The sequence below is a fragment of the Faecalibacterium hominis (ex Afrizal et al. 2022) genome, assembly GCF_049545105.1.
Lineage (GTDB): Bacteria > Bacillota > Clostridia > Oscillospirales > Ruminococcaceae > Faecalibacterium > Faecalibacterium duncaniae.
This window is the reverse complement of the sequence record NZ_CP186860.1, coordinates 1452414-1473180: the sequence shown is the minus strand read 5'-3', so window position 1 is coordinate 1473180 and position 20767 is coordinate 1452414. Positions and strand designations below refer to the sequence as shown.

The following is a 20767-nucleotide window of genomic DNA, read 5'->3' as shown; positions in this document are numbered from 1 at the left end:
TTGTATGGCAAAAAGACTTTCCCGCATTGAGCGCGACATCGAACGGCTCAAAGAAAAAATCAGCGAATATCAGCAGCAGTTGAAAGAACTGGAAGCTGCAAAGACTGAACAGGAAAACTTGCAGATCATTCAGCTGGTGCGCAGCATGAACATGAAGCCGGACGAGTTCGCGGCTTTCCTGCGCAGCGGTGCGCTGAACGCTGCACCCACCGTCACCCCGTACCACAAACAGGAGGATGCCGCCGATGAAACCTGATTGGAGCCGCCGTTTTGCAGCCGGGCTGCTGGCTATCCTGCTCTGCCTCTGCTCCTTTTCCATGCCCGCTTTTGCAAGCGGCTCTGACCCTGCCCCGGAACCTCTGCCGGAAATTCTGGACGAGAAAACTACCACTGGCGGCATGGAGCCGGAGGGTGTACCTATCACGCCCAAAGGCAACGCAACATTGGTGGATGATTTTTACGGCGACAAGCAGCTTATCACTGTGACCACCAAGGCCGGGAATTATTTTTACATCCTGATTGACCGCGCCAACGAGGACAAGGAAACTTCTGTCCACTTTCTGAACCAAGTGGACGATGCCGACTTGCTGGCCCTGCTGGATGAAGAACCGCAGGCCGCCGAAGTCTGCACCTGCACCGTGAAGTGTGATGTCGGGGATGTCAACGAAAACTGCCCCTTGTGTGAAAAGAGCCTGCGCGACTGCACGGCCCCGGAAGCGGTGAAAACTGACACCGAAACGCCGCAGGAAAAGCCCAAGTCCAACATGGGCAGTCTGATGATCCTGCTGGTGCTGACTTTGACTGGCGGTGGCGCGGCACTCTATTATTTCAAGTTCCGCAAGCCCAAGACCGATACCACCGGCCACGATGATTTGGACGAATACGATTTTGGCGAGGACGAAGATGCAGACGAGGAACCTGCTGAAATCGAGAGTTCTAATGATATTTCCCAATAATCTTTCTCTTATCATAAAGGAACCGGGTCCACCCATTGTCGAGCAGACCCGGTTCTCATTTTTCAAAATCGTGAGAATTGGGATTGTACCAGCGAGAATCGTTCAAAAGAACAAGATTTCCTCTTTCTTTGCGCTCTCCCTCATAAATCGCGTGGCAATTAGGGCAGGTAAAGAAAAATCTATAATGGTTTGAACTACTCAGCGTTTCATATTCTCCTTGCATTTGTGAGCCGCAGAACTTGCACGTTTGAAACATTTTATCCCCCTGCCTTTATATCACTGATTGCTGCCTGTAACATTGCTGCCGCAACAGCAGCGGCAATATCTTTTACCGTATCCAATGCCAAAGGCAATCCCTTTTCCTTTATAACTTTTAGGGTTTTATTCCACACGGTGTCATTCTTTATTTTGTCTAGGAACTCATGTCCTTCCCAAGTTAGTCTGCCTACATAAAAAGCATACAATCTATCATCTGCATAACGCGACACATAGGAAGATACCAATTGCGCATCATGTAAAAGACTACAATGATATGCAACCACTTCTGGTGTATAATCGTTCAATCCCAAATCGTGATATGATAAAGCCCTGTCTGTGTATTTTTCCTCTATTGCAAAAAGAATTTTTCGGATTAGCACCATATCTCTTTCCATTGTATCACCCCTTTTTTAATCATTATACCACATATTTCATCTACATAAAAGGATGGTGTTCTATATGAATTTAGTTATTGCCGAAAAGCCCAGTGTTGCCCGCAGCATTGCCACCGTGATCGGGGCCGATGAAAAGCAAAACGGCTACTGGCAGGGCGGCGGGTATCTTGTCAGCTGGTGCATCGGGCACCTTGTGTCCTTTGCGGAAGCGGGCCAGTACGATGAAAAATACTGCAAGTGGAAGTATGAAGATTTGCCCATTCTGCCCCAGCTGTGGCAGTTCATTGTCCCGGACGAAAAGAAACAGCAGTTTGAAACTGTGCGCTCTCTGCTCAACCGCCCGGATGTGGACAGTGTGACCGCAGCGACCGACGCAGGCCGGGAGGGAGAACTGATTTTCCGTTTCGTCTACCAAATGGCCGGTTGCACAAAACCTGTGAAGCGGCTCTGGATTTCCAGCATGGAGGATGCAGCCATCCGGGAGGGCTTTGCAAACCTGCGCCCGGATTCGGATTATGATGCTCTGTATCAATCGGCCCTCTGCCGTGCAAAGGCGGATTGGCTGGTGGGTATCAATGCAACGCGACTGTTTTCGGTGCTGTATCACAAAACCCTGACGGTAGGCCGGGTGCAGACCCCGACACTGAAAATGCTGGTGGACCGGGATGCAAAAATCCTGCGCTTCCAGAAAGAAAAGTATTATACGGTCGGCATCCAGTCCGGCAGCCTGAAAGCGGACAGCGGACGCATTGCGGATGCAGAAACCGCAAATTCTCTCAAAGAAAAATGCACAGGTGCAAATGCAGTCTGCACGTCCATTCGGCGAGAGAAAAAGGCGGAACAGCCGCCCAAACTTTATGACCTGACTACCTTGCAGCGGGAGGCAAACCGCCTGTTCGGCTTCACAGCAAAGCAGACCCTTGACTATGCCCAGCAGCTTTATGAAAAGAAACTGCTGACCTATCCCCGCACCGACAGCCAATATCTGACCGAGGATATGGGCCAGACAGCACAACATCTTGTGTCTGATCTGCTGGGGCTGCTGCCCTTTGCCCAAGGGCTTGCACTGACTGCGGATGTGGGCCGGGTGCTGAACAGCAAAAAGGTATCGGACCACCACGCCATCATCCCCACGTCCGAATTTGTAAAGCAGGGTTTCACTGGTCTTGCCGAGAGTGAATGCAAGCTGATGAGTCTTGTCTGCGCCAAACTGCTCTGCGCGATAGCCGCACCCCATGAGTACGAAACCGTGACTGCGGTATTTTCCTGTGCAGGAAATGAGTTCACCGCCAAGGGAAAGACCGTGCTTGTCCCCGGATGGAAAGAGATCGACCAGCGGTTCCGCTCCACTCTGAAAGCAGACGGTGAAGAAGAAACGGAAGCGATGAACACTCTGCCGGAACTGGCCGAGGGACAGAACTTTTCCGTGACAACTGACATTTCGGAACATTTCACGTCCCCGCCAAAAGCCTACACCGAAGATACGCTCCTGTCGGCAATGGAGCGGGCAGGGACCGAGGATATGCCGGAGGAAGCGGAACGTAAGGGGCTGGGCACTCCGGCCACCCGTGCCGCGATTCTGGAAAAACTGGTGCAAATGGGCTTTGTGCAGCGCAAGGGCAAACAGCTTGTCCCCACCAAGGACGGCATCAATCTGGCGGTGGTTCTGCCGGAAAGCCTGACCTCTCCCGTCCTGACCGCCGAATGGGAAAACCGCCTGACCGAGATTGCCAAGGGCAATGCAGACGCGGACGAGTTCATGGCCGAAATTGAAGCGCAGGTGCGCCAGCTGGTCAAGACCTATTCTTGTATCAGTGCAGATAAGCAAAACCTGTTCCAGTCGAAACGGGTTATTATCGGCAAGTGTCCCCGGTGCAGTGAAAACGTCTATGAGGGCAAGAAAAACTTCTACTGCGGGAATCGTAGCTGTCAGTTCGTGATGTGGAAGAATGACCGCTTCTTTGAGCAGCGCAAAAAGGCGTTCACACCGAAGATCGCCGCTGCTCTGCTCAAAAACGGTAAGGCAAAGGTCAAGGGCCTCTATTCCGAAAAGACAGGCAAAACCTATGATGCAACGATGCTTCTGGCAGATACGGGAGGCAAGTACGTCAATTACCGGGTAGAGCGCAAAGAGTAAGGCAAAAATACGAGGGCCGGTTATGGTAAGGTGAAGCATTCATTTTGCCATAACCGGCTCTCTCTATCCGTAGGATAGCAAAAAAAGGAGTGTGACCAAATGAGCGAATTATTTTCCATCCAGCTGCAAAATCGACAGCAACAAGGCGGAGATGGCGTCTGGCTGGACCTGCCCACTACAACCGAACAGGTACAAGCGGCCCTGCGGCAAATCGGCATTTCGTCCGATAATCCGCAGGGCCTTTTCATTTCCGGCTATTTTGCCGAGGAAGAAAAGCGTTTTGCCATCCCCTACAACATGGTGCTGGCATCCAATGTGGACGAACTGAACTTTCTGGCATCACGACTGGAAACACTCTCTACCGGGGAACGCGCAGAACTGAACGCCGCCTTGCAAGCCCCGCAGAGTGAGCTTTTCAGCATCGGGAGAATCACCGACTTTCCCGAAAACGTGGACTATTATGTGCATCTGCCGGATGTGCGCGGGCCTGCCCAGCTGGGCGACTACTATCTGAACCGTTCTGGCATGGTGGATATGCCGGAAGAATGGAAAGGCGGCATCGACACGGCGCAGTTCGGCCGGTATGTGGCCCAGCAGGAGCAGGGCGTGTTTACCGAGTATGGCTACCTTGTCAAAAGCGGGGACGCGTGGCAGAAAGTCCACGAGGGCCAGCCTGTGCCGGAGGAATACCGGGTACTGTCCTTTCCTGCGCCGGAAGTTTTGCGAGATTCGGCCAACATCCCACCACCTGTTCAGCCTGAAACGGAACCGCAGAAAGTTATTCCCATTATCCTAAACGGCAAAGACAGCGTAGAGCGCATGAAAGAAATCACGGACCGGCTGGAAACGGGCATTCAGCAGTTGTTCGACAGTGACCACTACAAAGCTTACCTCACCACGATGGCAAAATTCCACAATTACAGCTTCAACAACACCTTGCTGATCGCCATGCAGGGCGGACAGCTGGTGGCGGGCTTCAACAAGTGGAAAGACACGTTCCACCGCACCGTAAAGAAAGGCGAAAAAGGCATCAAAATTCTTGCTCCTGCACCGTACAAGGTCAAGCAGAAGATGGAAAAGCTGGACGAACAGGGCAAGCCGATTCTGGACAAGGACGGCAAGCCGCTGACCGAAGAAAAAACGGTACAGATTCCGGCCTTTAAGGTGGTGTCCGTGTTCGATGTCAGCCAGACTGAGGGTGAACCACTGCCGTCCATTGCTGCGGATGAACTGTCCGGCAGCGTGCAGGACTACCAAGATTTTTTCAAGGCATTGGAGCAGACATCCCCGGTGCCCATCGGGTTTGAGGACATCGAGGGCGGGGCGCACGGTTATTTCCACCTGCTTGACAACCGCATTGCCATCCAAGAGGGCATGAGCCAGTTACAGACCATCAAGACGGCTATCCATGAAATTGCCCACGCCAAACTTCACGCCATCGACCCCACCGACCCGGAACAGGCCAACCGCCCGGACAGCCGCACCCGCGAGGTGCAGGCCGAAAGTGTGGCCTATGCCGTCTGCCAGCACTATGGGCTGGACACGTCCGAGTATTCGTTTGGCTATGTAGCTGGGTGGAGTTCGGGCCGGGAACTGGACGAACTAAAAGCCTCTCTGGAAATTATTCGCAGCGCGGCCCATGAGCTGATCTCTGCGCTGGACGAACATCTGGCAGAACTGCGCCAGCAGCGGGAAGCAGACCTTTCCGCTACACAGGAGGCCGCATTTGCATTGGACAACGGCAGCATCCTGTTCATCCAGACCTGTGATTCCGGCTATGACTATACACTGTATGATGCGGACAAAAAGGCTCTGGACGGAGGCCAGCTGGACGCGCCCGGTCTGACCCTGCCGGATGCCGGGCAGGAAGCGCTTAACCTGCTGGGGCAGACAGCCACGGTGTCGGAAATTCTTTTGGGCGATAAGCTGGCGGCATTCCAAGATGCAGCAGAAAAGGCCAACGAACTTCCCGTGCCTGTCAAAATTCCAGACCCTGCCGCAGCGCCCACGGTCACAATTCTTTGGAGCGAAAGTGACAAGCTGCAGGACGGCGAAATCATGCCGCTGTCTGTGGCAAACCGCGTTTTTGAAGAACTGGACACCGCCCAGCACACAGACCGGGAAAAGGATGGTTACGAGGGTGGCTGGTACGACAAGACCGCGTTCCGCATTGATTTTACCCTGAACGGTCAGCCCGACAACTACGAGGGGCGGCAGGATTTCGGTGACGGAGAGGGCTCTTTGGTTCAGCACATCCAGAACTACCACGAATACTACGCCAAAGATGAAAACTGGAAGAATTTTGTTCTGCACAACAAAGGCCCGGAAGCGTGGGAGCAGGACAAGGCAGAGCGGGAAATGGTGCTGACCGAGTTTATTCCGTACCTCAAACAGCACTGCAATCTTTCCGCTATGGAGCAGACCGCCACCACTGCTTTGCGGGAGGAACAGAACGCTTCGCCGGAACGAACCGCTTATTACAATGCCATTGTAACCTATGTGCAGGACTGCCGCCCGCTGCTCAATCAAGGCCAGTATGACTTGCCGGAACCGCCCAAGCTGACCGACTTTGACCAGAGCTTGCAGGACTATAAGGCACAGGTGCAGGCCGAGATCGCGCAGGAAGCGGCGGCTGCCGGAATGACGGTAGAGGAATACGCAGCGGCAGGATTTGAAGCACCGCAGCAGGACAGCTTTTCCATCTACCAGCTGCGTAATGAGGATTCCACCCGTGATTACCGTTTTGAACCTTACGACCGCCTGCAGGCTGCCGGTTTGACTGTGGACAAGGCCAACTATACGGAAGTTTACGCCGCGCCGCTGGCTACGGGCACCACGTTGGAGGACATTTACCGCACGTTCAATGTGGACCATCCGGCAGACTTCAAGGGCCACTCGCTGTCTGTTTCGGATGTGGTGGTGCTGCACCAGAATGGGCAGGACACCGCCCACTACTGCGACAGTGTGGGCTTCCAGCAGGTGCCGGAGTTTTTGCGGGAAAATCCGCTGCGCACCGCAGAACTTTCCACCGAACAAAACGAAAATATGATTGATGGCGTGCTGAACAATGCGCCCTCTCTGGGCGAGTTGGAGGCCAAAGCAAAGGTCGGGGAACAAATTTCTCTGACGGACCTTGCCGCCGCAGTCAAGGCCGAGGAAAAGGCGCCGAAAGCAAAAAAATCCCGAACGGCCAAACCGAAAAAGCCGTCCATCCGGGCACAGCTGGATGCCGCAAAAAAGGAACAGAGCAAGCAAACGCTGCCACGGGAAAAGGCAAAGGAATTGGAGGTCTGACTATGAATTTTAGCGTGGAAGAAGAAAATTTGATCTGTATGTACCACACTTCTGACCGCCGCCGGACGATGGCGCGGATGCTGGCCGCCCTGCCGGATATGGACACAGAAATGCGGCGGCTGGCGAATGGAACCATTGCAAAGTTGGAGCACATGACTGATGCGGACTTTGACGGACAGAGGTTCGATTTTGCGGGTGAGTGATACCGCCAGCTCGACAATGACACATTATTTTCAGCAAAAGTGATGTGTCGTTGCCAACACAGAAATAGCCGGACACGGTGGCCTTGTGGCTGCTGTGTCCGGCTATTTTTCATGTATCAGTCTTTATCTTTTTTCTCGGTGGGATTTTCCGGCAGTTCGGCGGCATCTTCTACAACGTCGGTCACAAGCTGCTGGAAGTCAAACGCATTTTTTTCTGTAATAACGGGCTTGCCGGTTTCCGCTTCAAGTGCCTGCCGCGCAATGCCGGCCACCTTGCCGCCGCGTTTGGCAACCTGCTTGTTTTCTTCAAAGGTCTGCGGCTTTGCAGTCTTGGAAATATCCGTGGTGGAGGCTTCGGCCAGCATCGTCAAAACAAGTTCCAAATCGGTCATGTTGTCCCGGAGATTTTCTTTTGTCAGGCCTTTCAGCCGCTTGTACTGCCCTGTGGTCATGCCAGACCATGCGCGGGAAATTTCATCGGTCAGGATGGCGTACTCCTTGCCTTTTTGCACCCCGCGCTTCTTCCATTCGTCTGTCAGTTCGTTTCGGATACGGATTGCCAAAAGCCGCTGGTGAATCCATTCTTCGGAGTAGCCTTTCTTCAAATAGGTATCAAGCGCACGGTCAATGGCCTGCTCCGGGTCGATTGTTTCCTCAATGCGTTCTTTGCCTACCATTGCCAGCCATGCCTTGAACGGTTCAGCTTTCGGAGATGGGATTGACTGGATGATGCGCAGGAGCTGTTCAGTGTTAGCGACATCCGTTTTGCGCTTTTTGCCGTCAGGAGCGGTCATTTTCAAACCATTACAATTTGTAATGGTTTCATTTCCTTCGTCTTTAAGACGCTTTTTTAGAACGCGCCAATAGTTCTGTGGGTCTGCGCTGTCAGTCAGAACAGCAATCACATCAACGATGGCAAAATACCATTCTTCCTTTTCTGCATCCCATGCAGTGCGGATTTTCTGATCTTCAAAAAGCTGGATAGAACTGTTATCGTTCACTTCTGCCATAGAGGGTTCCTCGCTTTCGTTGTCTAGTTCTATTTTACATGATTTCGGATGGAAACGCCACCCGGTCTAAGCGTTTGGGATTCAAAAATCCGAACAATATTTTGTGCAGATTTACCGTTCCTGCATCTGCTCCTTTCCCGGTGCTGTCCGCAGAATGCCGTCCACATTCTGCTTGATGGTACCATATTCCTGCATCTGGCGTTTGGCTTCGCTGTACCGCCGCTGCAGCTGGTCTTTCTGCTCGGTCAGTTGCTTATACTCGGCTTTCAGGGCGTAGAGGTCGGGCCGCTTTTGAAAGCCCTGCTCTTTCAGGGCCTTGGCCGCCGCTTCATAGAGAATCAGGGTGCCCTCGTGCTTGTGCCGGAACTGCTTTTTGTCAGCGGCCCGCTGGTACTCCTGCACCAACGAGTGCAGCTCCTTACAGGTGGTAACATCCTTTATCAGCACGGCCATTTCTGCAAGCCGGTGTTCGGCCGCTTTCAGTGCGGCGGCAGCTTCGGTGCTGGCGGCGGTGATCTCGGCCACCCGGCTTTCCAAATCCGGGTAGCTTTCGATTTCATGCTCGGTCAGGAAGTTCAGCGTCCGGGCCGCCTGTTTCAGATTGTGGAGTTTTGCCCACTTCTCATACCCTGCGGACTGCTGGGCCTTGATGCTGTTTTCCAAATCAATCCGCAGAGAAATTTTGCGGGTTTCTTTGGGCTTCCGCTCCACGAACTGCCCTTTGATGCGCTCGGTGATAGCTTCCTCGGTGTAGGCTTCGCCCAGCGTTTTGCAGCGGATGAACCGTCCCTGTCCGGGCGCACGGAACGAAACATACTTGCCCCTCTTGACCTCATAGCTTTGCTCCTGCAAGAGCCGCAGAAAATCGTCAAAATCCTTGGCCTGCGGGATGGCTGCATCTATGGAAGCTCTCAGCTTCGCCTTCCAGCTCGTGCCTTTTCGGTGCGCGTCCCACTCGGCATAGTTCTTGCCCCGGTCTTGACCGGGCATTACCACGGATAGGTTATGTTCCTTGCACAACCGGTCACTGGTGCGCCGGATGTAGGCATAGCTTTGTCGGTTGGAAACATACTTTCGTTGGTTCACCATGTCCACGGCGCAAAAGATGATGTGGTTGTGGACGTGCCCTTTGTCAATGTGCGTGGTCAGTACATACGGGTATTTGCCTTGCAGGACTTCATCTGCAAGCTGCCGACCAATCTGGTGGGCCTGCTCCGGCGTGGTTTCTCCCGGCGCAAAAGACTGTATCAGGTGGTGGGCCAGATTGTTGCCTTTCTGCATGGCTTGTGATAGCAGCAGTTCAAATTCGATGTCGGCGGTTTCATAGGAGCAGGCAAAGGAGGACACCAGCATTTTTTCATCCGTCTTGGCTGGATTCTCAATGTAGTCCAGTGCCTTTTTCAGCGTTGACTTGATAGGATGTATCTTTGTAACTGCCATATCTGTGCCAGCGCTCCTTTGATGTCCGCAATATCTTGTGTGTACAGCGGCCCCATGCTGTTCAGCCGCCGTGCGATCTGATTGACGTTGACGCCAATCTTCTGCAATTCGGCGGTCTGCGCCCGGATGTCGGTGGTGTCGATGTGGACAACATATCCGTCTATCAGCATCTTCCGGGCGTATGCAGAAAAATTCCGTGTGTGCAGCAGAGCCATCCTCTGCCGGATAAGTTCCCGTTCCTCCGGCGTCACTGGAACACGCAGAACAATTTTTCGGGTTCGGTTCGTCATAGTTTCACCTCGTTTCTTGGGGGTCTGGGGTACTCCCCAGCAAGCATTTCTGCCGGGAGTGGCTACACTCCCTATGCTTGCTACGTTATCTTTTCCCACTACTATGACACCACAACACCCCCGTTTTGCCCGCAAAATGCAAAAAAAATAAGAGGACGCTTTTGCATCCTCTCAATGACCGTGCATGACAATCAGACACACACGGGCTCTTTTTCCTGTTCATGGATTCGCAGGGCACCGTCAATGGCACCTTCTACGATGGGTAAGTATTCTTCCGGGCAAAGCTGCAGCTTGTGGCTGACCCGCTGACGTTCCGCACTTTCTTCCCGCATGAGTTCCGGGTTGAAGTACCGCTCCACGGGCAGACCACATATTTTTATCAGCTGAATCACCACCGGCAAGCTGGGCAACGTGCCTTCGTTTTCGATGTTCGCAAGATACCGGCTGTCACAATGTATCATGTCGGCCAGCGCACTGCGGGAAAGCTGTTTTGCCTTTCGTGCTGCCTTAACATCCGCTCCGAACGTTTCAAAGCCGGGACAGTCCTCAATTTTTGCCATTCTGCATCACCCATATACATTTTATAGTTCATGGACGATTGGCGAAATGATGCAAAGTGCATTGCTGCTAAACTTTATTGTTCATAGTTTGAGCATTGTATTCTCTGGAAAATCGAAATATAATAGAATATGGAGGTGTGAGCATGAAAATCTTCATTATAGAAGATGAACCGGCAATCCGCGAGGAACTTGTTCAGCTTCTTCAAAAGTACGGCTACCACCCTATATCATTGTACATTTCTGGTCAGGTTATGAGAATGTAATCAAATTTGATGTAAGGTAGTATTTTGTTTCATTTCAAAAGTGGCTCTGCCTTGCTCTAATGCAACAGAGACGGTATAATTAAAATAATATGTGAGCTTTAATTCGGAAATCTGAGAAATGATAAGGAGATAATAGTATGGAAACTGGAACACACCCACATCTTCTGATTATTGAAGATGATGTGTTGCTCAATGATATGACGAAGCGGCTTTTGACCCAACATGGTTATTGCGTAACCTCTGCATATTCTGGAAGCGAGGCGCTTCTGTTGATTGAGAAAGGCACTTTTGACTTAATTTTACTTGATTTAATGCTGCCCGGCATACCGGGGGAAACAGTATTGGAAAAGATGAAAAGCACGATGGATATTCCGATTATCGGTGTGTCCGCTAAAACGGATATAGACAGCAAAGTGAACCTCATACGAAATGGTGCAGATGATTACATCACAAAGCCATTCGACAATCAAGAGCTGCTGGTGCGGATTGAAGCAGTGCTCCGGCGCTTTCAGAAGTCTACCACCCCCAACAATAGCAAAATACTTCGCTTTAAGGACTTGTCCCTTGATACAGAAGCTATGGAGGCTAAAATCAGGAATACCCCCATTACTTTGACACGGTATGAATACCTGATTTTGCAACTTCTGATGTCCTCGCCCTCAAAGGTATTCACAAAGAACAATATTTTTGAAAGCATGTGGAATGAAAATTTTATCGGGGACGATAATGCAATCAATGTCCACATTGGAAATCTCCGCAAGAAGTTTGCCAAGGTCAATCCAGAGGAAAAGTATATTCAGACGGTTTGGGGCCTCGGTTTCAAAATGCAGGGCTAATCCTTAGAGAAATCTTATGAAGTTTGCACACCAGTCTGCTACAATAAGACAGCATGGAAAGGGGATGATTATTTTGGAGACTGCTTTGGAAACAGCCGGGTTGACCTATGTTTTCCCGGATGGAAACGGAATTAAAAATATCGCGTTTCAGGTAAAACGCGGAGAAATCTATGCACTGTATGGCGGCCATCACGCCGGGAAATCTGTACTGTTGCAAACCATTATAGGTACACTTAGACCTCAAGCTGGTACGCTCAAATTATTTGGCAATATAGACTATCAGAAGGAGCGCCGCCGGATTGGGTTTGTACCACAAAAGCCTGTGACAATCGGCTCTCTGTCACCTGCTGATATGCTGCGTTATTTTTCTTCCGTTTTTGGAACCACAGAAATCCATATTTTAGATATACTGCATTTGAACCTGAAAGAGAAAAAGGCGGTACGGCGATTGCCATTATCGACCCAGCGTTTAGTGAATTTGGCTGTTGCCCTTTTGGGAAATCCAGATATGATAATTTTGGACGATCCTTTTTCCGGGCTAGATAAGGGAGAATGTGAACACCTGCTTTCTGTTCTGAACTATCTGCATGAAATCAACCATACCACACTTTTAATCTCTGGACAGGATTATACGCTGCTTTCCCGGCTTGCATCCAAATATGGCGTAATGGCAGATGAAAAGCTGCTTTGTGAGCTTACGGCTGGGGAATTGAAAGAGAGCTGCCAGCGGTGCATAAAGATAAGAACTCCACAATTAGAACGGGCTATTACGATTTTAAGCCAGCAGTTCCCGGATTTTGAAGTGTTGGGTCATGACCTGATTAGAATTTTTCATTGTAATGAGCAATCCGGGGAAATCAATACGCTGCTGGTTCATTCCGGGATAGAGGTATCAGAAATCTGGCTTGCCGGTATGGAGCCGACCGACTATCTTTTGAAAATGACAGGAGGTGCAAAGAGTGATTCAGACGATGCAAAGTGAGTTGTTCCGTATCCGCAAAAGCCGCCTGTTTTGGGCCTGCCTCGTATTGGCTGCGTTTTTTGTCTTTGCGCTTGCCCTGACCTTTTATCACAATTCGGTAAATGGTATGCTTCCGGTTATATCACTGGTTTCGTTCACGGAGTTTCTGTTTTCAGATTACAGTCTGATTTTTCCATTGACGCTCTTTTTGTGCCTGTACTTTACAGAAGATTTTCATACCGGCACATACAGTATCACACTTTCTAAAGGTACAAGCAGAGTACACCTATTCTTTGGAAAACTGCTGGCCTCATGGGGTGGCGTTTTATTTTTTCTGTTTGTATGCTTTGGTGTTGCGTATTTGTCAATTCTGATGATGGGAGCATCCCGGTATGACATAAAGTATTCGTTTTCTGCAATCGGAGTCTTTCTTTTGTTTCAATGCCTGTGCTTTTTAGGTTACACTGCATTTCTCAATTTGTTAAGTTACCTGCTCCGGCATCGGATCATTGTTACGATTACCGCATTTTTTATGCTGGGGGTTTTGTATTTATATCTCACAAAGATAAGTACAGCACTGGATATGGATTATTCGCTCTACAAGTATTGGGTTGTAGGGCTATCTCATAGCTTGCAGATCAATACCTTTGGGGAGGATTTAATACCCATTTGTTTGACACTGGTAGTATATCTGTTTTTACCAACAGCCATTTCGCTCTCCCTGTTTCTAAGGTTGGACTTGCGCAATTTGGAAAGGCGGTGATGGCTACATGATGGTGTTATGTATCTTGCTTGCAATGCTTTCCCTGTTTTTGTCCCTGAAACTGATTTATCAGCGAAAGTTGGTTCAGAAAGTAAAAAAACAGATTGACTTTCTGATTGACCGTGATACGCAAACCGAAATTATGGTGGAAAAAACGGATGGGACAATACAGGATTTGGCTGCAAGTATCAATCATCTTCTGAAAAAATATCGTAGCATGGGGCAGGAAATTGAACGGAGCGATACACTGTTCCGAGATACCATTACCAGTCTTTCCCATGACTTGCGAACGCCGCTGGCAACAGCAAATGGCTATATCCAGCTCTTACAGGAACAGGATTTAACAGGGGAGCAAAAAGAATATGCAACGATTGCGGGAGAAAGAATTTCCGCTGTAAAGCTGCTTCTCGACCAACTGTTTGAATTTGTAAGGATTGAGGCCGACGAACTGAAATTGAATTGTAGAAATACGGATATACACAGTGTACTTCGGGATGTTGTCGCCTCATACTACGGCGATTTTGAACAGAAAAAATGTGTCCCCTATATCGTTATCCCAAATCCACCAGCTATCATTTGGGGCGATCCAGATGCCTTGACCCGGATTTTCTCAAATGTGGTTTATAATGCACTTGTTCACGGGGAGGGAAATTATCAAATCACCGCAGCGATAGAAGAAGTTCAAACGGTCATAACCATTAAAAATGCGTCGAGCAGTATTCAGCAAGAAGATATTCCTCATTTGTTTGACCGTTTTTACACCACCGACCAGTCACGAACAAAAAAGACAACCGGGCTGGGATTGGCAATCGCTCAAAGACTTGTGACCCGCATGGGCGGGCAAATTGTCGCTTCCTTGCAAAACGGTATCTTTGCAATTCAAGTCGTGTTTCCCATTGTCAATTCCTAAAGGGCTGCTTCGGCGGCTCTTTTTTCATCCTTAGACTTTCCTTAGACTTTTCTCAAACAAATCTTAAACCTCTTTGGTAAAGTATGAGCCATAGGAGGTATAAACAAATGGTTAAAGTAGCTTTAGTGGTTTCTATCATCGCTTTGGCGGTGTGCCTGCTCACGGCCTTGCATGGCGTATTGAGCGATGGACTAAAAGGACTAAAACAGAGATCAAAACCCATTAGTATTTCATTTTTGATTTATGCTGTGGCCTTTTTGCTTTTCATCTTTTTTCAATAACGGAGGTATTTCATGCTGCAAATCAAAAATGTAAATTTGAATGTTGGAAATACCGCATTGCTGTCCAACATCAACTTGACTTTAGAGCAAGGAAAAATCTATGGTGTACTGGGGCCAAACGGAGCCGGTAAAACAACACTGTTTAAGTCCATGCTGGGTCTGACTGCCTTTTCGGGAGAAATCCTCTCTGATGGACAGCCCGTTTCCAGTAGATGTTTTGGAAGTTTGATTGAATACCCGGCTTTTTACCCCCGGCTCACCGTAGAGGAAAATTTGAAGCTCCACGCACAATATTTAGGTCTGAAAAGACCAAACATCGAAGTGGCGCTCAAACAAGTGAACTTGCTGGATGCCCGAAAAAAGCTGTTCTCTCAACTTTCTTTGGGGATGCGCCAACGACTGGGAATTGCTCGCGCCTTTTTAGGCGATGTTCAATATTTACTGCTGGACGAACCTACCAACGGTCTTGATCCGATGGGGATAAAGGAAATCCGGCTGCTTCTGAAAGAACGCTTAAAATCTCCCCAACACTGTATTTTGGTATCAAGCCATAATCTGACGGAGATTGCTGCTGTCACGGATGTTCTTATTTTCATTCGTGACGGAAAAATCATCAAGATTGTAGAAAACGACTATAACGAAAAGGAACTGGAAGCCCTGTATGAGGATATTATGACTTCCGGCCAGAGGGAGGAAGCATAATGGGAGTGTTGATTAAAAATGAGTTTTACAAGTTGAAGCGGGAATGGTTTATGGTATTTCTTCTGTTGTTGTCGCTTCTTCCCATCATTACCGGCGGAGCAGGAGCAATTTTCAACAGTAGCACAACATCACTTGCTGACCTGTTCTTCTTTATGAATAACCAGTTTTCCATGTTCTTCCCAATGGTGCTCTTCATTTTGATTGGTTCGCTGTTTTATCAGGAATACAAAAACAAAACTTACATCAACTGGATTACCTACGGGTTTTCAAAGAAGAAGCTCTTTCTATCGAAAGTTACTGTCAGCGTCGTTATCGGCATCTGTTTTGCGGCTGTCTTATTTATCGCATTTGGCCTATTGGTGGCGATACTCAATGGAGCTGGCAGGTTGACCGGCGGTATTTCCCTGTTCCTCAAGCTGGCAATCGGGTTTGGAATTGAAGCCGGTGTTATAGTTTTTGTAACGACCTGTTTAGGGGCAATCGTTATCAATCTGAGCCGCAATATTATTGTAACAAGCGTTGTCGGAGTTATATATGGCTTTGTATCTTGCCTGTTCATCGGTTCAGAAAGAGGCTTTGTCATTCCGGGTAGCTTTGCATATCGTGTGTCTATGTTCTTCTCGGATAAATCCACTTACTATGAGGTGCCTATATCGGCCACCATTGGCGGATGTATTAGCATTGTATTTTGCTTTATTGTTCTGTTTCTGGTTGGATTGATTGTCTTTTCTCATAAGAAAAAAATAGAAAATTAACTGCCGGACGACGGCAAAAGAAAAAAAGCCGTCGTACAGCAGACATATCCGCGCGCCCATTTTGAACCGGCGGCTTTTGAGAAAATCAAGGCCGCCGGTTCTTTTTGCTTATCAAAGCGTTTCATCGTCCGTATGGCGGCCACTAGGAGGATGCCGCCATGCGCCTGATATTCTATCGAACGCCTAGTTTTGAACTGTCAAAAAAAGCCTTGCTCCCGCACAGGGTCAGCAGGGCTTTTACTATGTACTATACGATGTAGCTACTGCGCGTTTCGTGCTGCCATTATGCCCGGTTGGCCGTTTTCGGTCTGCTGGGCTTTTCTATTGCCGCCTGAAAAGCTGCCTGTTTCAAAAATATTTTTGGAAATTTTCAAAAAAGCGGGCAGAATCGGGTGTTTCAGGTGTCATATTAGCGGAAAGGGAAAAATCCACCCGACATCCCCACGGAAAGGGGGTGAGAAGATGGAAGCTATCCCTCGCAACGATGGCGAACAGTACCGATTCGATGCGTTCTGCAAAGCGGTGCTGCGAAATGAGGCCCGGAACTATCACCGAAATAAGAAACGTCTGCTTGACCGTGAAAAGTCATTCAGCGTTCTTTCGTTGGAAGAACTGGGGCAGCTCACGAGTGTAGACCATTATCCGAGTGAAGAGTTTGTATTTTCATCCTACGGCTGTGATCTGCACATCGACAATGAACTTGTTGCCAATGCGTTTGCCGCCCTGCCAAAGCAAGAACAAAGCATTTTGATTCTGTTTTGCGTTCTGGAACTGGGCGATGGCGAGATTGGCGACCTCATGGGAATGTCCCGGAGTGCTGTACAGCGCCACCGGACAAAAACGCTGAACGAGCTGCGAAAAAAGCTAAAGGCGCACTTGCCGGAGGGAGGTTAGGCGTAAATGAACTCCTATGAACACACGAGCAGAGATTTTTTGCCGCTCTCGGTGATTCGCTCTGCCTGCGCTGGGGACACCGATGCAGTTGAACAGGTTTTGCGACATTACAGAGGTTATATCAACAAGCTCTGTACAGGCATTCTCTATGACAAGCACGGTCAGCCTCATGTGTGCATAGACGAGTACATGAAACGCCATCTGGAAATCAAACTGATTTCTTCTATTGTAACCAAAGCCGAAACGGGCTGACCCTTTCCACGTTTCGGGACAGCACCTTGAAAAATATGCCCGCAGGATAATGGCGGTGCATCATAGGGCAAACGGATACGTTGCTGTCTGTATCGAGCCGGACGGCGGGTGCGCCAAGATGCTTTTCTTTGAAAAGTGGAGCGATCATCACCACGCCGCAATGCAAGCGCGGCTGCTTGCGGGCCATGACATACCGACAGGCTGATACTCCCTTACCGTCAAAGTCCGAGCGTTCAGAGCGTCGCAGGCAATGAGTAGGGCTGCATGAGGAATGCAGGGGTGAGATTCCCGTGGGCTGCTGCCAGCAGCCATCCGTTGGCTCATTTTTTAATTTTAAGAAAGGGGATTTTTACGATGCAAGCGAAAAAGACAAACCCTGAAAAAACAAAAAATCCAGAGATGCTTACTCTGGATTCGACTTATCGTATTGGCAATCGCTCCTTTATCGTTGAGCCGGTGTTCAAAGAAGAAAGTTCCCAGACCTTAGGAGAAGTTCTTCTCCGGCTGATGAAATCCGAAAGCGAAAAATTATAATGACCTTTCGGGAGGCAGCGGACAGAGAAAGCGGATCGTGTTATAATATAGGTGTACAAGTGAATTTGCTATTCGACTGTCCCAAGAAAGGAGCGAGTATGAAACAGTCGAGTAACAAGAAATCCCGTGAAGCAACCGCTTTTCTCTATGAGCGTCTTTCCCGTGATGATAATTTGGAGGGCGAGAGTTACAGCATCGGCAACCAAGATGTAATATGTAGAGGGTGGTTTCTACCGCCTAATACTATTACATGACTGGCGGCTCATTTGTGGTGAATTGGTCTGGCAGTTGTGGGAAAGGAAAAAAATCCGCATAACTGCTGACATTTTAGCACGAAGGGAGCATGAAAATGAAGTCTATTTTTGAAGAAATGGGCGGCACATATACGAAGGTTGGCGATTACTATATCCCCGACCTTGCGCTGCCGGAGACCGAGGAATATCAGATCGGTAAGTATGGCCGTATGCGCCGCCGCTACTTGAAAGAGCATCGTCCCGTCCTTTATGCACACTACCTAACAAGCTGCACCCTGCATGAACATCTTGCAGAGATAGACAAATCCTGCAATCAGCGTATGGAGATCATGTGCGAAGCTATGGCACGACTGGAAGGTGTGACCGAGGCACTTAAAGCTACCGATCAAATGGAATGGGTACGGCGCATGAACAACATTCATAACCGTGCAGAGGAAATTGTTCTGACGGAGCTTGTATATTGCTAAACACATGTTAGCCCCGCATCAGCATGAATGAACGCTGGTGTGGGGCTAATTCTGTATCACTTAGCTCTTTATATTCCAGTAGCCTTTTCGGTCAGACCCGATGCGCTCGATGATTCCTTTTTCCTTCAGCTCCTTCAGACGCTGAGAAACTGTTTTTCTGCTGATAGATAGCTTATCTGCTATGGTGGTAGATGTGTATGCAGGATCTTCGGAAATCAGGGCCAGAATTTGCATGGATTTTTCATCCAAGGTTTCTGTTACCTTTTCTGTTACCTTTTCTGTTACCTTTTCTGTCACCTTGTAGGTGGCAGATCGAATAACCCGATCCTCTGACGCTGTAAACTGAATCATAATATCGCCGGGATGCACGGTGTACGCAGGAAGCGGGCTTCCATCTTCCTTGCAAGCCTGACAGATTTTCTCAATACCACGTCCCCAGCTCTCGATGAAGCCGGCCAAATAATACACATTCGCAATCGCCGTGTTGTAAGGGCGGGATGCGTGTTTGGACATCAGGCTGTCTGCCGTCCAGTTGTCTGGAAGCCTACCACAGTTAGCGATATACAGCTTATCCTCATACACGCTGATCTGAATCGGAACGCCGCTTTCATATTGCTTGTGGCATAGAGCGTTAAGAAGGGCTTCACGCAGGGCAGCGTCGGGAACAAAATAACGCTCAATGCGCTGCATCCCTTCGTAAGTGATTTTCGCTTTCATATATTTCAGATGGATGACTTCAATGATCTTGTCAATCTGTTCCAACAAGGAGCCGTGAATTTCATCCTGATAACGGAGATCGGCATCATTCTCGAAAAAGCCGATTTTTGTGTATGCGCCCAGCTGCCAGCGGTCAGGGTCTTTGCAGAACAGCAGCATCGCTGCGTTGGTATAATACCCGGCATTGGTCAGACGCAGCTTTTCCATTAAATCCGCTTTGTCCTCGTCTAAAACGCTTTGGTCGATCCGGCCCTTCTTGGCGGCAAGGGTCTTGAATCTCTTGACCAACTCATCATCAATATCATCCAACGTAAATCCCGGCAAGGGCATATTATCCCACGAAGCACCACGTTTGCGTAGAATGAAGCTCTCCAGTTCTGGGCCAGAAAGGGTCTGCATGGTGCTGCCGCTTCTATAATAATAGACACCTTTGCAGTTTATGGCAACGGGATATGGTGGAACAACGATTTCCAGATATTCTTTCCCGTCACGCTCCAGCTGATTGACATCCACCACGATGCTCATGGCATTTCGGATTTTGTTTGGAACATCCTCCAGCAGCTTGCGGATATTGGGCAGGCCGATAACTTTTCCATCATCGTCACAGCCAATATAAATCTTGCCGCCCTGTGCATTGGCGAAGCCGCAAATCCATTCCAGATAGTCATCCTTCCACTTAGCTTTCCATTCTATGTTCTGATTTTCAGGCATTATTATCACCATCCTCTGATTTATTCTTTCCCCGGCTCTTATAAACATTATACTGATTTTTACACCTTGCACTGCAAAAAGCGGAGTTAGCCCGGTTACTCAGGAACACTTTCTGACACTGCTTGCACATCCGCAACGGCTTTGTGCTGTCCACCAGCATGAAGCTGAACATCATCTGAATCCCCAACAGCAGGGAATGGAAATCCCAATAGATCGTTGGCCTATCCAACAGCTCTATATGATAGGTGGGTGCAATGCCGCCAAATGCAGCCATAGACTTACGCAGCATATTCCGGCTTTCTTCCTCCATGGAATCATAGTCATTATAATAGAAGAAAGAGGTCAGCATATTAAATGCCCAATCCTTGAGTTGCTGTGCCACCCAATCGTAAGGCTCTGCATACGCCCGCTGGAAGCTCATGGTCTTTGCCATCGGCTCGTCCATAAAGGTCATGGTCAGTGCAATCATTGCCCGGTCGCTGGACACATTCCAACTGGATTCCACACCGTTCTTGACCACATCCAGCTTATCAAAGGGGTAAAACAGGGACAGATACTTCTCCGTCTCCATCGTTTCTTCCTTGATAAAATGGTTCTTTGGCAGATATACCGCCTCATAATCCATAAAGGACGGCGTGGTGGGCAGGGCCGTCATCAGGCCCAGCAGCCCATAGTGGGTAATAAATTCCAAGATTGCCTTTTCTACCTCTGGCTCAGAGCTTTTCTTGCCGTTCATCATCAGCATCCCCACATTCAGAGCATCCAGCACAATGTCCGGGGCTTCCTTGAGTGGGTTATAGACATCCGGCCTGGCATCCTTTGCCGGGGTGATGTATTTCTTCCCGTCCTTGCCTGTTTTGATTTCATAGCGTTCATACCGCACCCAATGGGAACGGGATTGCTCAAAAAATGTATTCATAACGC

At 49.1% G+C, this 20767-nt stretch carries 23 protein-coding genes; 16 read left to right on the top strand and 7 right to left on the bottom strand.

The window, feature by feature from the left end; all coding sequences use genetic code 11:
- The first annotated feature begins 4 nt into the window (after positions 1-4).
- Together ACKXGA_RS07100 and ACKXGA_RS07095 are read left to right on the top strand one after the other, a co-directional pair.
- Positions 5-256, top strand: a complete 252-nt coding sequence (locus ACKXGA_RS07100; RefSeq protein WP_097777297.1) for a DUF4315 family protein — start codon at positions 5-7, stop codon at positions 254-256.
- Positions 246-956 carry a DUF4366 domain-containing protein gene (locus ACKXGA_RS07095; RefSeq protein ID WP_423730363.1) on the top strand — a complete coding sequence of 237 codons (711 nt, stop codon included), beginning with the start codon at positions 246-248 and terminating at the stop codon, positions 954-956. The genes ACKXGA_RS07100 and ACKXGA_RS07095 overlap by 11 nt, the downstream gene beginning before the upstream one ends.
- 257 nt (positions 957-1213) lie before the next feature.
- On the opposite strand, the gene ACKXGA_RS07090 is transcribed toward ACKXGA_RS07095, so the two are convergent.
- Positions 1214-1609, bottom strand: a complete 396-nt coding sequence (locus ACKXGA_RS07090) for a DUF2513 domain-containing protein (RefSeq protein ID WP_112121137.1) — start codon at positions 1607-1609, stop codon at positions 1214-1216.
- A 64-nt stretch (positions 1610-1673) separates the two neighbouring features.
- On the opposite strand from ACKXGA_RS07090, the gene ACKXGA_RS07085 reads away from it, so the two are divergent.
- The 3 genes from ACKXGA_RS07085 to ACKXGA_RS07075 all read left to right on the top strand — a co-directional run bounded on the left by ACKXGA_RS07085 (position 1674) and on the right by ACKXGA_RS07075 (position 7243).
- On the top strand, positions 1674-3746 hold the full coding sequence (locus ACKXGA_RS07085; protein WP_423730362.1) for a DNA topoisomerase 3: 2073 nt from the start codon (positions 1674-1676) through the stop codon (positions 3744-3746).
- A gap of 99 nt (positions 3747-3845) precedes the next feature.
- Positions 3846-7040, top strand: a complete 3195-nt coding sequence (locus tag ACKXGA_RS07080) for a YodL domain-containing protein (protein WP_423730361.1) — start codon at positions 3846-3848, stop codon at positions 7038-7040.
- 2 nt (positions 7041-7042) lie between these two features.
- The gene (locus ACKXGA_RS07075; RefSeq protein WP_117477615.1) at positions 7043-7243 is read left to right on the top strand and encodes a transposon-transfer assisting family protein; all 201 of its coding nucleotides are present in this window, start codon (positions 7043-7045) and stop codon (positions 7241-7243) included.
- Between the two features lie 116 nt (positions 7244-7359).
- On the opposite strand, the gene ACKXGA_RS07070 is transcribed toward ACKXGA_RS07075, so the two are convergent.
- The 4 genes from ACKXGA_RS07070 to ACKXGA_RS07055 all read right to left on the bottom strand — a co-directional run bounded on the left by ACKXGA_RS07070 (position 7360) and on the right by ACKXGA_RS07055 (position 10543).
- Positions 7360-8253, bottom strand: a complete 894-nt coding sequence (locus tag ACKXGA_RS07070) for a BRO-N domain-containing protein (protein WP_423730360.1) — start codon at positions 8251-8253, stop codon at positions 7360-7362.
- A gap of 111 nt (positions 8254-8364) precedes the next feature.
- Positions 8365-9693 carry a relaxase/mobilization nuclease domain-containing protein gene (locus ACKXGA_RS07065; RefSeq protein ID WP_423730359.1) on the bottom strand — a complete coding sequence of 443 codons (1329 nt, stop codon included), beginning with the start codon at positions 9691-9693 and terminating at the stop codon, positions 8365-8367.
- The gene (locus ACKXGA_RS07060) at positions 9654-9983 is read right to left on the bottom strand and encodes a plasmid mobilization protein (RefSeq protein ID WP_186582389.1); all 330 of its coding nucleotides are present in this window, start codon (positions 9981-9983) and stop codon (positions 9654-9656) included. The genes ACKXGA_RS07065 and ACKXGA_RS07060 overlap by 40 nt, the downstream gene beginning before the upstream one ends.
- A 191-nt stretch (positions 9984-10174) precedes the next feature.
- Entirely contained in the window at positions 10175-10543 is a 369-nt protein-coding gene (locus ACKXGA_RS07055) for a helix-turn-helix transcriptional regulator (RefSeq protein ID WP_005927725.1), read from the bottom strand.
- A 400-nt stretch (positions 10544-10943) separates the two neighbouring features.
- Between ACKXGA_RS07055 and ACKXGA_RS07050 the strand changes: the two genes are divergently transcribed.
- From ACKXGA_RS07050 to ACKXGA_RS07000, 11 genes are all read left to right on the top strand, one after another.
- Complete coding sequence (locus ACKXGA_RS07050) at positions 10944-11642, top strand: response regulator transcription factor (RefSeq protein WP_117554038.1); 699 nt, start codon at positions 10944-10946, stop codon at positions 11640-11642.
- A gap of 16 nt (positions 11643-11658) precedes the next feature.
- On the top strand, positions 11659-12624 hold the full coding sequence (locus ACKXGA_RS07045) for an ATP-binding cassette domain-containing protein (protein ID WP_423730358.1): 966 nt from the start codon (positions 11659-11661) through the stop codon (positions 12622-12624).
- A complete protein-coding gene (locus ACKXGA_RS07040) occupies positions 12602-13366 on the top strand; it encodes an ABC transporter permease (RefSeq protein ID WP_002570970.1) in 765 nt (254 codons plus the stop codon). The genes ACKXGA_RS07045 and ACKXGA_RS07040 overlap by 23 nt, the downstream gene beginning before the upstream one ends.
- 7 nt (positions 13367-13373) lie before the next feature.
- Positions 13374-14276 (top strand): sensor histidine kinase, encoded by a 903-nt coding sequence (locus tag ACKXGA_RS07035; RefSeq protein ID WP_423730357.1) that lies wholly within the window; start codon positions 13374-13376, stop codon positions 14274-14276.
- A gap of 107 nt (positions 14277-14383) precedes the next feature.
- Positions 14384-14557, top strand: coding sequence for a hypothetical protein (locus ACKXGA_RS07030; RefSeq protein WP_035393653.1), 174 nt, complete (start codon positions 14384-14386; stop codon positions 14555-14557).
- A gap of 12 nt (positions 14558-14569) precedes the next feature.
- A complete protein-coding gene (locus tag ACKXGA_RS07025; RefSeq protein ID WP_005930891.1) occupies positions 14570-15259 on the top strand; it encodes an ABC transporter ATP-binding protein in 690 nt (229 codons plus the stop codon).
- Positions 15259-16014 (top strand): ABC transporter permease, encoded by a 756-nt coding sequence (locus ACKXGA_RS07020; RefSeq protein ID WP_423730356.1) that lies wholly within the window; start codon positions 15259-15261, stop codon positions 16012-16014. Before ACKXGA_RS07025 ends, ACKXGA_RS07020 begins: the two co-directional genes overlap by 1 nt.
- A 462-nt stretch (positions 16015-16476) precedes the next feature.
- Positions 16477-16908, top strand: coding sequence for a sigma-70 family RNA polymerase sigma factor (locus tag ACKXGA_RS07015; RefSeq protein ID WP_249259137.1), 432 nt, complete (start codon positions 16477-16479; stop codon positions 16906-16908).
- 6 nt (positions 16909-16914) lie between these two features.
- Positions 16915-17160, top strand: a complete 246-nt coding sequence (locus tag ACKXGA_RS07010; RefSeq protein WP_117554040.1) for a helix-turn-helix domain-containing protein — start codon at positions 16915-16917, stop codon at positions 17158-17160.
- Between the two features lie 264 nt (positions 17161-17424).
- On the top strand, positions 17425-17694 hold the full coding sequence (locus ACKXGA_RS07005) for a hypothetical protein (protein WP_117477660.1): 270 nt from the start codon (positions 17425-17427) through the stop codon (positions 17692-17694).
- 349 nt (positions 17695-18043) lie between these two features.
- Entirely contained in the window at positions 18044-18415 is a 372-nt protein-coding gene (locus ACKXGA_RS07000) for a TnpV protein (protein WP_055145291.1), read from the top strand.
- Between the two features lie 60 nt (positions 18416-18475).
- Here ACKXGA_RS07000 and ACKXGA_RS06995 read toward each other — a convergent pair whose 3' ends face one another.
- Both ACKXGA_RS06995 and ACKXGA_RS06990 read right to left on the bottom strand, forming a co-directional pair.
- Positions 18476-19843, bottom strand: coding sequence for an ATP-binding protein (locus ACKXGA_RS06995; RefSeq protein WP_055145294.1), 1368 nt, complete (start codon positions 19841-19843; stop codon positions 18476-18478).
- Complete coding sequence (locus tag ACKXGA_RS06990) at positions 19836-20762, bottom strand: hypothetical protein (RefSeq protein WP_055145297.1); 927 nt, start codon at positions 20760-20762, stop codon at positions 19836-19838. The genes ACKXGA_RS06995 and ACKXGA_RS06990 overlap by 8 nt, the downstream gene beginning before the upstream one ends.
- Between the last annotated feature and the right edge of the window lie 5 nt (positions 20763-20767).